Below are 14,500 nucleotides of genomic sequence, written 5' to 3'. Positions count from 1 at the left end.
TTTGAGACAATGGTCGGGTGACTGTTGTAGCAACCCCTCCCGCCCCCAAGCTGGAACTCCCGCCCCTGAAGCTGGGCCCGATCACGGTGGACACCCCCGTGATCCTGGCTCCCATGGCGGGCATCACCAACTCCGCCTTCCGCAGACTGTGCCGTGAATACGGCGGCGGCCTGTACGTGGCGGAGATGGTCACCTCGCGTGCCCTCGTCGAGCGCACGCCGGAGTCGCTGCGCATCATTTCGCACGACGACGACGAAAAAGTCCGCTCCGTCCAGCTGTACGGCGTGGACCCCGTCACCGTGGGCCAGGCCGTCCGGATGCTGGTGGAGGAGGATCGGGCGGACCACATCGACCTCAACTTCGGCTGCCCCGTGCCCAAGGTCACCCGGCGCGGCGGCGGATCGGCCTTGCCGTGGAAGATCGACCTCTTCACCTCCATCGTCCAGACTGCGGTGAAGGAAGCCTCCAAGGGCAATGTCCCGTTGACCATCAAGATGCGCAAGGGCATCGACGAGGACCACCTGACCTACCTCGATGCCGGCCGGATTGCCCGCGATTCCGGCGTCGCAGCCGTCGCTCTTCATGGCCGAACGGCCGCGCAGTTCTATTCCGGCCAGGCCGACTGGTCCGCCATTGCCCGGCTGCGCGAGGCCCTGCCGGACATTCCCGTTCTCGGCAACGGAGATATCTGGTCCGCGGAGGACGCGGTCCGGATGGTCCGCGAAACGGGTGTGGACGGCGTCGTCGTCGGCCGTGGCTGCCAGGGCAGGCCCTGGTTGTTCGGCGACCTCATGGCCGCGTTCGAAGGCAGCGACCAGCGGCACCGGCCGGACCTGCGCCAGGTTGCCGAGAGCGTGTACCGGCACGCTGAGCTCATGGTCGAGACGTTTGGGGACGAGGGCAAAGCCCTGCGCGAAATCCGCAAGCACATTGCCTGGTACTTCAAGGGCTACGTGGTCGGCAGCGAACTGCGGACCAAGCTGGCGCTCGTCACCAGCCTGGAGGTGCTGCGCGGCACCCTGGACCAGCTGGACCTCGACTCGCCGTATCCCGGAGGCGACGCCGAGGGTCCGCGCGGCCGCGCCGGTTCGCCCAAGAAACCGGCACTGCCCAAGGACTGGCTGCTGAACCGGACGCTGGATGATGCCCAGACCCGCGATATTTCCTTCGCCGAACTGGATGTCTCCGGTGGCTGAGACCCGGACCACCGCGCCCGTCCTCGACGGGTATACGTCCCGCGACTGGGCCCGCTGGGTCGAGGAGCCGCCCAAGAGCACCTACCGCTCGGACTTCGAACGGGACCGTGCAAGGGTCCTGCACTCCTCGGCGCTGCGCCGGCTCGGCGCGAAGACCCAGGTGGTGGCCCCGGATACCGACGACTTCGTCCGGACCCGGCTCACGCACAGCCTCGAAGTTGCCCAGGTGGGCCGCGAATTGGGCCGTGCGCTGGGCTGTGACCCCGACGTCGTGGACACCGCATGCCTCAGCCACGACCTCGGCCACCCGCCTTTCGGCCACAATGGCGAAGCGGCCCTCAACGAGGTGGCGCACGGGATCGGCGGCTTCGAGGGCAACGCCCAGACGCTGCGGCTGCTGACGCGGCTGGAGCCAAAGGTCCTCGCCGCCGACGGCCGGCCGGCCGGCCTGAACCTGACCCGGGCCAGTCTCGATGCCGCCGCCAAATACCCGTGGTCCGCGGTAAACGCCCCGGTCATCCACGGGGAGCGGACCAGCAAGTTCGGTGCCTACGAGGACGACCTCCCCATCTTCGACTGGATCCGCGACGGCGCCCCGGAACGCCGGTCCTGCCTCGAAGCGCAGGTCATGGACCTGGCGGACGATATCTCCTACTCGGTGCACGACGTCGAGGACGCGATCGTCGCGGGGCATTTCCAGCTGCGCTGGATGGACAACCCGGACCACCGCGCCCGCGTCGTCGGCTACGCCAAGCAGTGGTACCTGCCGCACAACGATCCCGCCGCGATCGACGCCGCCCTGGCCCGGCTGGAGGCCACGGACGTCTGGGTGCGCGAGGCCGACGGCAGCCGCAAGGCCATGGCGGCGCTCAAGGACATGACCAGCCAGCTCATCGGCCGCTTCTGCCAGAGCGCACTGGAGGCCACCCGCACGGTCTACGGCCCGGAAAACCTGACCCGCTACAACGCGGAGCTGATCGTCCCGGATGAGACCGTGATGGAAATCGCGGTCATGAAGGGCCTGGCCACCACCTTCGTGATGACCACCGAACACCGGCAGCCCATCTACGAGCGCCAGCGTGAGGTCCTGCACGCCCTCGTCACCGCACTCAGCGCCACGGGGGCCCGCCACCTGGAACCGATGTTCGCCGCCGACTGGCTCGACGCCGCGGACGACGCCGCGCGGCTGCGTGTCGTCATCGACCAGGTCGCGTCGCTGACGGACGGCTCGGCGCTGGCCATGTACGAGCGTCTCGTGGGCAGCCTGCCGTCGCTGTGGTGAGGGCCACCATGGCCGGCCCGTCGGCGTCATACCCGGGGACTAGGATGGCACTGTGGCCGGCCTGATCAAACGCGAAGACATCGATGAAGTGCGCCAACGCACCGACATCAAGGAAGTCATCGATGGCTACGTGACGCTCAAGGGCGCCGGGCTCGGGTCCTACAAGGGTCTGTGCCCCTTCCACGACGAGCGTTCACCCTCCTTCACCGTTCGGCCCCAGGTTGGCCGGTACCACTGCTTTGGCTGCGGCGAGGACGGCGACGTCATCTCCTTCGTCCAAAAGCTGGACCACATCTCCTTCCACGAGGCCGTGGAGAAGCTGGCCCACCGGATCGGCTTCGAGCTCCATTACGAGGACGGCGGCTCCGGGCCCAACCGGGAGGACATCGGCCGGCGCCAGCGGCTGCTGGACGCGCACAAGGTGGCCGACGAGTTCTTCCGTGCCCAGCTGCTCACCCCCGGCGCCGCAGAGGGCCGCAACTTCCTCTACGGGCGCGGCTTCGACCGCGCGGCGGCCGAACAGTTCGGTGTGGGCTACGCGCCGCAGGGCTGGGACTCGCTCCTCAAACACCTCCGCGGCCGCGGCTACACGGACCCGGAACTCAAGCTGACCGGCATGTTCTCTGAAGGCGGCCGGGGGATCTATGACCGTTTCCGCGGCCGGCTGATCTGGCCCATCCGGGACATCGCCGGCGACACCATCGGCTTCGGTGCCCGCAAGCTCTACGAGGACGATCAGGGACCGAAGTACCTGAACACCCCCGAAACCGCACTCTACAAGAAGTCCCAGGTCCTCTACGGAATCGACCTCGCCAAGCGCAACATCGCCAAAGACCGCCAGCTCGTGGTGGTGGAGGGCTACACCGACGTCATGGCCTGCCACTTGGCCGGCATTCCGACGGCGGTAGCCACGTGTGGGACCGCCTTCGGCACCGAGCACATCAAGATCGCCCGCCGGCTGCTCTCCGACGACGGCAGCGGGGGAGAGGTCATCTTTACGTTCGACGGCGACGCCGCCGGGCAGAAGGCGGCCCTGCGCGCCTTCGAAGAGGACCAGCGGTTTGTCGCACAAACCTTCGTGGCGGTCGAACCCAACGGCGCGGACCCCTGCGAACTGCGCCAGTCCAAGGGCGACTCCGCCGTCCGGGATTTGATCGGTAGCCGCCGCCCGCTGTTTGAGTTCGCCATCCGGGCCACGCTGAAGCGGCACAATCTGGACACGGTCGAGGGCCGGATCGCGGCCCTGCGGGAATCCGCGCCCGTGGTGGCGCAGATCCGCGACGCCGGAATCCGGCCGGCCTATGCCCGGGAGCTCGCCGGCTGGCTGGGGATGCCGGTCGAGGAGGTCAGCAGGGCCGTCGGCGCGGCGACCAAGCGCGCCGCGCAGGCTGCATCGGCTCCGCCGGGCGGCGGCCAGGCCCAGAGCCACGGGCAGGGCGGCGGGCAGGGCTATGCGGGGTCCGGCCGCGGCTTTGCCGGGACCGCGCCCGGCGTTGCCCCCTTGCCGCCGTCGGCCGTACTCCCGTCCTTCAACCGCCCAGATCCCCGGGACCCCGTGGCCGCGATGGAGCGCCAGGCGCTCGAGGTCGCGCTGCAGGAACCCGGCATGCTCGAGGGCGAGACGTGGCAGCGCTTCTCGGAGGCGCGGTTCTCCACACCCGCCTACCTCGCCATCCACGAGGCCATCCGGGCCACCGGACTCGAGTTTTCGGGGGATCCGGTGCGCTGGGTCGAGCAGTTGCTGCAGGAGGTCCCCGAGCCCCTGCGCCCGCTCGTGTCCGAGCTCTCCGTGGTGCCCCTGCCGGCCAACACCCCCGAAGGCGTCCTGCGCTACTGCAAGGACATCCTCGCCCGCTTGTTCGAGCTCCAGATCACCCGGGTCAAGGCCGAGAAGATGGGCCAGCTGCAGCGTCTGGACGCCTCGGCCGACCCCGAAGAATTCCAGCGGCTGAATCGCGAACTCATGCAACTTGAGATGCAGCGGCGGTCCCTGCGCTCGGACGCCTGAGCCGCCGATTTCGTTTCCCGGGCTGGTGTTTGCTAGGCTTATACCCGCTTCATTCCTCCTTAGCTCAATTGGCAGAGCATTCGACTGTTAATCGAAGGGTTGCTGGTTCAAGTCCAGCAGGAGGAGCGCGCAGTCCCCGTTCCGGGTTCCGGAACGGGGACTTTTTTATACCCGGAGGGGGTATTTCGCTACTGGCAGGCGCTGGCCCCGCGGCCGATTTCCCTACCAGCAAAACCTTTGCTAATGTCATACCTGCTTCATTCCTCCTTAGCTCAATTGGCAGAGCATTCGACTGTTAATCGAAGGGTTGCTGGTTCAAGTCCAGCAGGAGGAGCGGACAGGTCCCGCGGCCGGTGAAAACCAGCTGCGGGACCTTTTTTGTTTCCTCTTTTATTTCCTCGTCTTTGTTGCTCCGTCTATGGCCAGGGCTTTCTGCCGGGCAACGCAGTGGCGGGCGGTTCAGGTGGAGGTTCAGACGAAGTACATTTCCACCTGGAGGAAGCGCTGGGCCTCGGCGACCGCTGCCTGGAAGGCCTCCAGCTCCGTGGGGGACTTCCGAGGCTCCCGCGGGTGCCATTCATGCGGCGCCGAGTGCACCTGGGTGAAACCGCCGCCCGGGGGCGCATAGAAGATGCCGAACCGTTGCACCGGCCACTCCGGGGAAGATTCCGGTGCCACGAGAAGGGCGGAGTCATATGCGGGGTTGTACCACTGGGCAATTGGGCGGCGGCGGTCTTCGGTGAACAGGCCGGCGGCGAACAGGGCTGCCGACTGAGGACTGGTCTGAGCGCACAAGCGATCCCACCACAGGGGCAGGATTCCGGCATCGGACCGCTGCCAAGTGGCCGGAAGGGGCTGGTGATCCTGCCTGTCGGGCATGAAATAACTTTATCGCCCGCCGCGGATGTCGAACAGGGCACAACGGGGGCGCAGGGCTGCAGGCCACGGACAGGTCTGCGTGGGCGGCTGGGCGGGGCCATGGGCACAGGGCACGGCCACGGTGTTCGCTGCACCGGGGCTGCCCGGGGGACATGCTCAGTGCTGGCGGGATGCCCCTGGGGACATGTCCAGTGGTGGTCCTGGCGGATGGACATAGTGGCAATATGTCCAGCCCCGGGAGCCAAGAATGGGCATGTCCCGCGGGGGAGGCCGCCAAGAATGGGCATGTCCCGCGGGGGAGGCTGTGAAGAATGGGCATGTCCCGCGGGGAGGCCGTGAAGAATGGGCATGTCCCGTGGGGGAGGGCCCGGCTACTGGATCGGTGGCACCGTGCTGGGCCGCACAACCAGCCACAGTGCAGCGGCCGCCAGAAGGATGCAGACGGCCTGGACGGCGCCCATCGGGGTTGCGGAGCTGACGCCGAGCCAGCCGACCACCGGCGAGACCAGGCCCGCCATCAAGAAGGTCGCCGCGCCGAGAAGTGAAGCCGCGGTTCCGGCCTGGGCCCCGTGTTTGGCCAGGGCCAGGACCTGCACGGTGGGGAAGGTGAAACCGGCGCCCAGGATGTAGAACCACAGCGGCACCAGGACGCCCCACAGCCCGAACCCCAGCTGGTCGAAGACGACAATCAGGACGGCCATGACGAACATCCAGGCCGTGGAACAAGCCAGGATCCACTGCGGCGGGACGCGCTTGATGAGCCGCGCGCTAGTCTGCACGCCTGCCACGATGCCCAGCGAGTTGACGCCAAAGAGCAGGCCGTACTGCTGTGGCGTGAACCCGTAAACATTCTGGAACAGGAACGGCGAGGCGGAGAGGTAGGTGAAGAGGCCCGCGAAGTTCATCCCGCCCACCAGCAGCAGGCCTACGAAGATCCGGTCGGAGAACAGCACCTTGTAACGCTGGCCCATGGTCATCCCGGTTTTGCCGCGCAGTTCCGGCGGCAGGGTCTCCCGGATTACGAAGAGGGCCGCGATGATGACGCAGGTCCCGTAGGCGGCCAGGAACAAGAAGATGCCGGGCCAGGGCATCAGCAACAGCAGCTGGGAGCCGATGACCGGGGCGAGGATCGGGGCCAGCCCGTTGACCAGGGCCATCCTCGCGAACATCCGCACCATCGCGTAGCCGCTGAACAGGTCACGGACCATGGCCATGGCCACCACACCGCCCCCGGCAGCCCCGACACCCATGAGAACACGGAAGAAACCCAGCGTGGCGATGTCCGTGGACTGCGCGGCGCCCAGGGATGCCGCGATGTGGACCGCCGTCGCCACGATCAGGGGCAGGCGCCGGCCGAACTTGTCGCTCAGCGGGCCCACCACCAGCTGTCCCAGCGCGAAACCTATGGTCGTCCCCGTGAGCGTCAGCTGCACCGCGGCCGCGGAGACGCCAAGGCTGTCTTCCAGGGCCGGGAATGCGGGCAAGTAGAGGTCGACCGTGAACGGCCCTAGGGCGGTCAAAGCGCCGAGCGTCAGGATGTAGAGGAATTTACGACGGCGGCTCAGGGAATCACCGGGATTGTGGGGTGTGCTCACAGAGGTCCATCCTAGGGCCCGCCGGGGTGGCCGGCCGGTGGCTGGGCGGGCGCGCCACACCTTGCCCGAAAAGGCCTCCCAAGAGCCTAAATGATAGTTTTGACACCGGGGTCTGTGCGAAGCTGTCCAGACCCGGCAAGCCCGCGCGAGCGGATCGACGGATGGCACCAGTTAGGCGGGACCGATGAGCGGACGTCACAGCGGCGGCACAGGCAGCGGGTTGCGGATTTCCGCGCTGCCGCAAACCCTGAAGATGATCTTCAAGCTGGCGCCCCGGCAACTCAGTGACGAGATTGCCCTGGCCAAGGCCGAAATCAAACGCAAGGGGACCCAGCTCGGCGTCGCCGGTGCCTTCTTCGCCGTCGCCCTTGTTTTTGTTGGACTCCTGGTGATCGGACTCTTCATTGCAGCGATCATGGGACTGGCCACCATCATGCCCGCGTGGCTCGCCGCCTTGTTGGTCTCTGCCGTCTGCCTGATTATCGCCGCGATCGGGGCGCTCGTCGGGCAGAACAAGTTCAAGAAGCTCATGCCGCTGGTCCCCGAGGATACGATCCGGGGGCTTAAATACGATCTCGGCATCGCCAAGGAAGGCTCCGCCTTCGACGCCAGGATCCTGGATCCGAGCACCGAGCAGTACAAAGCAGCGAAGGCCGCCAAGGAAGCCGCCGCAGCCAAAGCGACGGCGGAAAAGGAAGCAAAGGCTGCCGCCAAGCCCGACTTCGGACCGCCGCCCACAGAGGCTGAACTCCGACGCCGGCTGGACCTGCGGCGCATGCACCTTACCGGCGTCCGGGACGACCTCGGCCGTGAACTCGATGTCAAGAGCCAGACCCAAATCCTGCTGGCGGCCGCCCAGGTCCGGCTCCAGGACGGCAAGGAGCAGCTCAGCGACAAGATCGCAGGCTTCCGCGCCTCAGCCCGGTCCTCGGCGGGCTCGGCCACATCCGCTGACGGGCAGGGCCTGGCCGACACGATCAAGCGGCGCTGGAAGCCCCTGGCTGTGCTCGCCGCCTCTGGAGCCGCCCTCGCGGTCCTGGTGCGCAGGCTGATAAAGGGCTAGACAGATCCCTGAACCTAAACGCCAAACCGTTGCCGTCCACGGAAAGGGGGAATCGATGAAGTTCATCGGCGCCGGCGCCCGCCCCGGGCAGCCCCTCGTCCACCGCGACGCGGTCTTCACGGTTCCCAATGTCCTGACCGTGGTGCGCTTCCTTGGCGTTCCGTTATTCATCTGGCTTGTCCTCTCGGAGCACAAGTACGGCTACGGTGCCCTCGTGCTCGCGGTCATGGCCAGTACCGACTGGGTGGACGGCTACATCGCCCGCCGCTTCAATCAGATGTCCAACCTCGGACGGGTCATGGACCCGATTGCGGACAGGCTTTCCCTGATCGCCGTCGCCGTGACCCTCGTGATCGCAGGCGTCGTCGAGTGGTGGTATCTCGCCGCGCTGCTGGTCCCGGACGCGGTCCTGCTGGCTCTGTCAGTGTTCTATTTCCACGGCCACCCGGATCTGCCGGTGAGCCGCATCGGAAAGATCCGGACGGGCCTGCTGCTGGTGGGCACGCCGCTGCTGGTGCTCTCCAAGCTGCCGGTGCCCGCCGCGGACGTCTATGCCACGGTCGCGTGGATCTTCCTGGGATTGGGGCTCGTGGGGCACTGGATCGCGGCCTACAACTACGTCTGGGCCATCATCGGCAAGGGCAGGCAGCTTCGGGCGCACGACGGCGGCTCCCGCTGATGGTCTGGGTTGCGGTTTTGCTTGCGGTCCTCGGCGCCTTCTGCCTGGCGTTCGGGGCGCAGCGCCAGGGCAGTGCGGTCAAGGCCGATACCGGCGGCCTGGCGCTGAGCACCCACGGCCTGCTGCGGCTCGTGCGTAACCCGCGCTGGGTATTCGGGTTTCTTCTGCTGTGCGCCGGGATGGGAATGAACGCGATCGCCCTCGTCATGGCGCCCTTGACGGTGGTGCAGCCGATCGGCGCGATCGCCCTGGTCATCACCACCGTGGTCAACACCAAGGACCAAGGCCTGAGCATGAACCGGGCAACCGTCGTGGCCATCTCGCTCTGCGTGACCGGCTCAGCGCTGTTCGTGCTGCTGGCCGTCACCGCCACGCAGGAGAATCACAACGTCAGCAGCGAGGACGAGCTGACAATCGTGCTGCTCCTGGCCATTGCGGTCGCGGCCTTTGGCACGCTCGCGGTCCTGTTCAGGCACCGCATGAGCGCCTTCGTCTACATCCTCGGCGCCGGCGTCCTGTTCGGCTTCGTGGCTGTGCTGACCCGCATCATCGGCAGGCATCTGCTCGATCCAAATGGACAGTTCCTGCTGAATGTGCCGTGGTACAGCGTCGTTGCGATTATTGCTGCAGGCGTTCTGGGATCGTGGTTTGTCCAAAACGCCTACTCCAGCGGACCGCCGGACCTCGTGATCGCCGGATTGACGGTGATCGACCCCATTGTGGGCATCGCGATTGGCATCGTGATTCTGGGAGAACTGCGTCCGGATGTCCAAGCCGTGACGGCTATTGCCATGGGGACGGCCGCATTGCTTGCTATCGTGGGAGTCATAGCCCTCTCCAGGCACCACCCGGAAGTCACCAAGCGCAAGAAGGACGCGCGGAAGGCAGCGGGCAGGTCCTAGGGCGTCAGTCCAGACTTCGGCTGCAGGCCCGGCGCGCCTGTGCCGACTGCCAGCCGGCCGCCATTGATCCAGCTGTCCGCACAGCGACCACCAGGAGCTCTTCACGTGACCACGTCCGACAACCAGCCCCCGCTGACCATCCTGATTGCCGCTGACACGTACCCGCCCCACGTCAACGGCGCCGCCCAGTTCGGTTACCGCCTGGCCAAGGGGATGACAGCCCGGGGTCACGATGTCCACGTCTTGGCGTGCCGCCCGGGCAAGGGCCCGAGCTACAGCGAGTTCAGCGACGAGGCCACCGTCCACCGCCTGCGCTCCCACTCGGTGCCCACGCACGAGTACTTCCGGGTCACCTTCCCCTGGGAGATCAAGAAGGAAATCGGGCTGTTGTTCGACCGCATCCAGCCGGACGTGGTGCACATCCAGAGCCACTACATGATCGGCGAGCACGTCCTGTACGAGGCCGTGAAGCGCGGTATCCGGGTGGTGGCGACCAACCACTTCATGCCCGAAAACCTGAACCCCTTCCTGCCGTTCCCGCAGTGGTTCAAAGACATTGTGGGCCGGATCTCCTGGCGGGACATGGGCAAGGTCATGGGCCAGGCCGACGTCGTGACCACACCCACGCCGCTTGCCGCCAAAGCCATGCACCAGCACGCCTTCCTCCGCCAGGTCCTGCCCCTTTCCAACGGCATCGACGCCGCAGCCTACGAGCTGCATCCCGACGAAACGGCGGAACGCCACGCCAGCCCCACAGTCCTCTTCGCCGGCCGGCTGGCGGAGGAGAAGCACGTGGACGTCCTGATCGATGCCGTCGCCAAGACGCCCAAAGAACTGGACATCCACCTCGAAATCGTCGGCGGCGGAGAAGTCCGCCCTGCCCTGGAGGCGCAGGTCGCCCGGCTCGGACTGAAGGACAGGGTCAGGTTCCTCGGCCTGGCCAGTGACGCCGAGCTTCGCAAGGCCTACATCACGGCCGATGTGTTCTGCATGCCCGGCACGGCAGAACTTCAGTCCCTCGTGACCCTGGAGGCGATGTCGGCGTCCACGCCAGTCCTGCTGGCCAACGCCATGGCGCTGCCGCACCTGGTCCGGGACGGGGAAAATGGCTATCTCTTTATCCCCAACGACAGCGACGACCTCGCCGCCAAGCTGACGCGCGTGTTCTCGCTGCCCGACCACGAGCTTGATGCGATGGGGAAGACCAGCCGCGAAATGGTGGAAAGCCACGGTATCGCGCGCACGCTGCAGACGTTTGAGGACATCTACCGGGGCGCGAGCTACGACGACCTGGTCCTTTAGGGGCGCCGTCGGGCAGAACGGCGTCCACTCCGAACGCTTCAAGCTCCAGGGCGCCCAGTCCAACAGCATCCAAGTCAGTTGCAGCAGGCCGCCTGCCGGTGACGGCATGCACGTGTGATGCGTCTACTATTGCTAGAGTATTTTTGCCCGGAACCAATCCGGCCCGCGCGGGCCAGGTCTGGCTCCGGGCGCAGGGGGCTATAGCTCAGCTGGTTAGAGCGCGGGACTCATAATCCTAAGGTCCTCGGTTCAAGTCCGAGTAGCCCTACATAAGATGGAGCCCTACTTCCCTTTATTTGTAAGGGAAGTAGGGCTTTCTTGATGGGGCTGAAAACTAATGGTTGACAATTTGCGTTCTTTCGGCATTACCAGTAGTTCGCTGCCATTCCCTGCAGACTGGATAGTTATTGGATACCGGACCGCTCCCGCCGAGGCTCCATCCTGCCGCGAGATTACAGGGAAATGGTGCCCCCAACGCCTGATCACGCGGAGGTAGGCGGGGGTACGAAGCCAAATATTGTTGCAGGTGCGGCCGAAAGCTTCAGAACACCCACCCAGGCCCGCTGGCGGGCAGCTATCGGAGCGGCCCACCCACAGGAGCGGGAGCCCCATCCCGCCTTGAATGTGGCGCCAAGGCCAGAGAGCGGCCCGTAGGGGCCGCAGGCTGGTTCTAGGGGTGCTGCGCGCCTTGTGCGGGGCCGGCGCCGCTCTTCTCGCTGCCAGGCGCTTAGAGCGGCTTACAGAGCTTTCCTATTTTCCTACCGGCCATCGCCGCACAAAGAGAGCGCGGGCAGCTTACTAGCCAGCTGAATAACAAGCGGGGCTGGCCTCGTGCTTCGTGAGACCTTTTTTACATGACAGCATCAGTATTCATCGCATGCCTTGCCCTTCTGTTTACGGTTGGCTCCTTCTACTGGCTTCAGGCCCGCAAGGGGCGCCTGAAGCTATATCCAGTCGTAACATTCAGCGGGTACATGGACGCGGCAAGGATGGTCTTGAGGCTGCCCGTGATTATTTTCAACTCCGGCGCTCGGCCCCGAGTTGTGACGGCGCTCCGTTTGGCGGCGCTCGATGACGCTGGTGCGAGGCTGGTTCTGGAATGCCAGTCCTTCAGGAAGACCATCAGTCCCGAGGCGGGGGACCGCGAGGATAGCGCGCATGCCTACGCAATAGCAGGGCGCCAGGTGGTTACCAAGCACGCGCAGTTCAACGTGGAGCGTCTCCCGCTCTTCGATACACGGGCGCCCGTGATATTCGACGTGGAGGCGCTGCTCGATCACAGCATTGAGTGGAGTCGCCTCGGCCGGGTAGTCGTCCATACGGAAATCATCTGGACCCCGGAATTCATCGGCTATAGCAACAACCCTGGCATCTGGCCCCTTGGCCTGCTGGCGAAGGCTGAGCGGTACAGGGGACAGTTGCATGGCCGCCAGTCCGCGCCAGTAGACGCGCATGGCAATGACGTCCACTAGTCGCCCATGGCGCCGCTCTACAGGAGAGGGCTGCACTGCATCCTCCCGGGCGCTGTAAGCCCGTTCTAGGCGTCTAGGAGGCAAGAGGGCCCCAGTCGTTAGGCTGGGGCTTGCTGTCGCTTTAGGGGTCACCTCTGACCTGCTGGCCGGCTTCGTGCTAGTCATCCACTCTTCGCTGCTTCAACCAATTCTCCAAGCCGGCTTCACGGTAGCGGATCATTCCGCCCGGGAGTTTGTCGTGGGCCGGTCCTTCGCTTGCATTGCGGATGAGCCACCTTGTGCTGACGCCTGGGCGCTCTGCCACTTCATGCCGAGTCATGAGCACTAGCTGCTCACCTTGGCTGCCGTAGCCAGTGGACCAGGTCCGCCTCGTTGTAGCGAACCGTCCCCCTGGCAGCTTGTAGTAGTCCGGCCCCTGCTTGGCGTTGCGAATCAGCCACGGCTTGCTGACTCCCAGCCTGTCCGCCACTTCCTGCCGGGACAGGCCCTCCGAAGGATCGCGGGGCACCCCCCACCCTTACCGCGCAGTCCAGCTACACGTAGAGCGACCAGACGTTAGCAACCGTGCCGAGCGTAAGGCCAAGGCCGACCAGTGCAACCTGGCTTCGCAGTCCGCTCAACGCGTGACTGAAGATCATGGACTTCACCAGCTCCGGCATGTGGTGCATGTCCTGAAAGGTGAACGTGAACTTGCCGGCCCGTGTGTACTCGTCAGTCCTTGCCGCATACGTTCCCTCACGGTCGTGCGTTGAGGCGAGCAATGGCTCATACGTTGCGTCAATGGTCCTTAGGTCGTTCAGTATCTCGGAATTTCGCGCTACGTCGCCCTTCACTGATACCCACGCCCAGAGAATGGCCCCAAAGGACAGGGCGAAGGCGAGCACGTTGAGGACTACCAAGACGACGATCATTCGAGAATCATCTCAGGCGCGCACGGCCTTCAACGCAACTGGAAGGATGGAGGCATGGAAGACGAAGGACTGAGAGAGGAAGCGGCTCATGATGCCGCCAACGTGCGCCTGGTGCTGGCACAGATAGAGGCCGGCGAGCTGGAGGCCACGCCCGGCCAGCGGCACTTCCTGGCCGGAGCACTGGCAGCGCTGGAAGAGGTGATTGAAGAGCACGGGGCATAGGCCATGCTGTACACAAAGGGGTCGCTTTGCGTACACACACGGGCGACAAGCAGTCAGCGCCGCTGTACGCCGCTGTAACGGCCCCACAAACAACAGTGCCCCTGCCGTTAGCGGCAGGGGCATTTCGTCATTCAGAGGTTAATCAGGTGCGCGTGACGTAGCTCCACTCCAGCCACTCCCCTCTGTAGCATCTTCGGGGATCTGAAGTCTCTCAAGAAACTCTCTTGCAAGCGGACCCTTGGAGTAGTGCGACCTGTAGCTCCGATTGTCGCCAATGCCCCAGCGGGCGCGTTCATGCACGGTGAGCCGCTCCTGGCGCACCTCGGCCATTAGCCCGGCTGATATGAGTGTGTTGATCAGGATGCTGATGGCGTTGGAAAGCCCAACTCGCTGCCGAAGCTCGTACCTCGTCCATAGGTACGGGTAGCCTTGCTCGGGATATTCGGGATCGTCCTCGAACAGTGCTAGCACAATGCGCACATGCGGCGCTTCAATCTGTGAAAATATGCCTATCCAAATGACCGATTCGTCCACAAGGGCATCATCCCGGGCCAAGTCTCCGACCGCCCGGCCCAGGGCCTTGATCTTCTCGTCTAACGCCGTCCTTCGGGCGGCGTCACACGCTGCGATGAAGTGAAGCATTCGTTCAGGGTCGTTCTCAATGGTTGAGGCAAAGTCCTCAAACTCCATCCCTGATGAAGCTCTAGCCTGAAGCATCAGGATGTCTAGGTTCCTGTCTTGATGCTCGTTCAGCTTCGGCCCCATAGCTTTGACGAACGTTGCGCCGCCGGCCAGCCATGGCGCGAGCGGTGGGGCCGCTGCACCCGCAAGGGCCGCCGCGACGTCAATCGTTGCATCCACGAGTACCTTGGAGGTGCCTGTGGTTCCTATCTGGTCGCCGGCACCCGGATCACATTCAGTCACCGGCTCAGGATAGTCGCCGACCGCCGTCAGTCCCTCATGCGGCGCTGCCGAAGCCAGTTGGCCAG

13 protein-coding genes and 3 tRNA genes are annotated in these 14,500 nt (G+C 65.2%); 12 read left to right on the top strand and 4 right to left on the bottom strand.

Features of this window, described 5'->3' with window-relative positions:
- Window positions 1–17: 17 nt before the first annotated feature.
- The 5 genes from dusB to Y706_RS0122105 all read left to right on the top strand — a co-directional run bounded on the left by dusB (window position 18) and on the right by Y706_RS0122105 (window position 4,820).
- The gene (gene dusB, locus Y706_RS0122125; protein ID WP_018774562.1) at window positions 18–1,196 is read left to right on the top strand and encodes a tRNA dihydrouridine synthase DusB; all 1,179 of its coding nucleotides are present in this window, start codon (window positions 18–20) and stop codon (window positions 1,194–1,196) included.
- Complete coding sequence (locus Y706_RS0122120; RefSeq protein ID WP_043437075.1) at window positions 1,180–2,478, top strand: deoxyguanosinetriphosphate triphosphohydrolase; 1,299 nt, start codon at window positions 1,180–1,182, stop codon at window positions 2,476–2,478. Before dusB ends, Y706_RS0122120 begins: the two co-directional genes overlap by 17 nt.
- Before the next feature lie 52 nt (window positions 2,479–2,530).
- Window positions 2,531–4,486, top strand: coding sequence for a DNA primase (gene dnaG / locus Y706_RS0122115; protein ID WP_028278283.1), 1,956 nt, complete (start codon window positions 2,531–2,533; stop codon window positions 4,484–4,486).
- Window positions 4,487–4,539: 53 nt separating this feature from the next.
- Window positions 4,540–4,612: transfer RNA gene (locus Y706_RS0122110), tRNA-Asn, on the top strand.
- Window positions 4,613–4,747: 135 nt separating this feature from the next.
- Window positions 4,748–4,820, top strand: a tRNA-Asn gene (locus Y706_RS0122105).
- 137 nt (window positions 4,821–4,957) lie between these two features.
- Here the strand turns inward: Y706_RS0122105 and Y706_RS0122100 are convergent.
- Complete coding sequence (locus Y706_RS0122100) at window positions 4,958–5,365, bottom strand: hypothetical protein (RefSeq protein WP_028278282.1); 408 nt, start codon at window positions 5,363–5,365, stop codon at window positions 4,958–4,960.
- A gap of 371 nt (window positions 5,366–5,736) precedes the next feature.
- Window positions 5,737–6,960 carry a multidrug effflux MFS transporter gene (locus tag Y706_RS0122095; protein WP_028278281.1) on the bottom strand — a complete coding sequence of 408 codons (1,224 nt, stop codon included), beginning with the start codon at window positions 6,958–6,960 and terminating at the stop codon, window positions 5,737–5,739.
- 184 nt (window positions 6,961–7,144) lie between these two features.
- On the opposite strand from Y706_RS0122095, the gene Y706_RS0122090 reads away from it, so the two are divergent.
- The 6 genes from Y706_RS0122090 (at window position 7,145) to Y706_RS0122065 (ending at window position 12,378) form a co-directional block, all read left to right on the top strand.
- Window positions 7,145–8,023 (top strand): phage holin family protein, encoded by an 879-nt coding sequence (locus tag Y706_RS0122090; protein ID WP_028278280.1) that lies wholly within the window; start codon window positions 7,145–7,147, stop codon window positions 8,021–8,023.
- A gap of 55 nt (window positions 8,024–8,078) precedes the next feature.
- Window positions 8,079–8,702, top strand: a complete 624-nt coding sequence (locus Y706_RS0122085) for a CDP-alcohol phosphatidyltransferase family protein (RefSeq protein ID WP_028278279.1) — start codon at window positions 8,079–8,081, stop codon at window positions 8,700–8,702.
- Entirely contained in the window at window positions 8,702–9,604 is a 903-nt protein-coding gene (locus Y706_RS0122080; protein ID WP_028278278.1) for a DMT family transporter, read from the top strand. The genes Y706_RS0122085 and Y706_RS0122080 overlap by 1 nt, the downstream gene beginning before the upstream one ends.
- Window positions 9,605–9,709: 105 nt before the next feature.
- Window positions 9,710–10,906 carry a glycosyltransferase gene (locus Y706_RS0122075; protein WP_028278277.1) on the top strand — a complete coding sequence of 399 codons (1,197 nt, stop codon included), beginning with the start codon at window positions 9,710–9,712 and terminating at the stop codon, window positions 10,904–10,906.
- A 194-nt stretch (window positions 10,907–11,100) separates the two neighbouring features.
- Window positions 11,101–11,174: transfer RNA gene (locus tag Y706_RS0122070), tRNA-Ile, on the top strand.
- A gap of 586 nt (window positions 11,175–11,760) precedes the next feature.
- Entirely contained in the window at window positions 11,761–12,378 is a 618-nt protein-coding gene (locus tag Y706_RS0122065) for a hypothetical protein (RefSeq protein ID WP_156945228.1), read from the top strand.
- A 533-nt stretch (window positions 12,379–12,911) separates the two neighbouring features.
- Here Y706_RS0122065 and Y706_RS0122055 read toward each other — a convergent pair.
- Complete coding sequence (locus Y706_RS0122055) at window positions 12,912–13,289, bottom strand: hypothetical protein (RefSeq protein WP_028278274.1); 378 nt, start codon at window positions 13,287–13,289, stop codon at window positions 12,912–12,914.
- Between the two features lie 54 nt (window positions 13,290–13,343).
- Between Y706_RS0122055 and Y706_RS29605 the strand changes: the two genes are divergently transcribed.
- Window positions 13,344–13,511, top strand: a complete 168-nt coding sequence (locus tag Y706_RS29605) for a hypothetical protein (protein ID WP_164468568.1) — start codon at window positions 13,344–13,346, stop codon at window positions 13,509–13,511.
- A 138-nt stretch (window positions 13,512–13,649) separates the two neighbouring features.
- Here Y706_RS29605 and Y706_RS0122045 read toward each other — a convergent pair.
- Window positions 13,650–14,500 (bottom strand): hypothetical protein (locus tag Y706_RS0122045; RefSeq protein WP_216699166.1); only part of this gene is annotated, 851 nt, incomplete at its 5' end.

Origin of the sequence: Arthrobacter sp. I3 (genome assembly GCF_000520575.1) — a bacterium.
In the GTDB taxonomy this organism is placed as follows: domain Bacteria; phylum Actinomycetota; class Actinomycetes; order Actinomycetales; family Micrococcaceae; genus Arthrobacter; species Arthrobacter humicola_A.
Note: the sequence above shows the minus strand (reverse complement) of the source record. Positions and strands in the feature narration are given on the sequence as shown.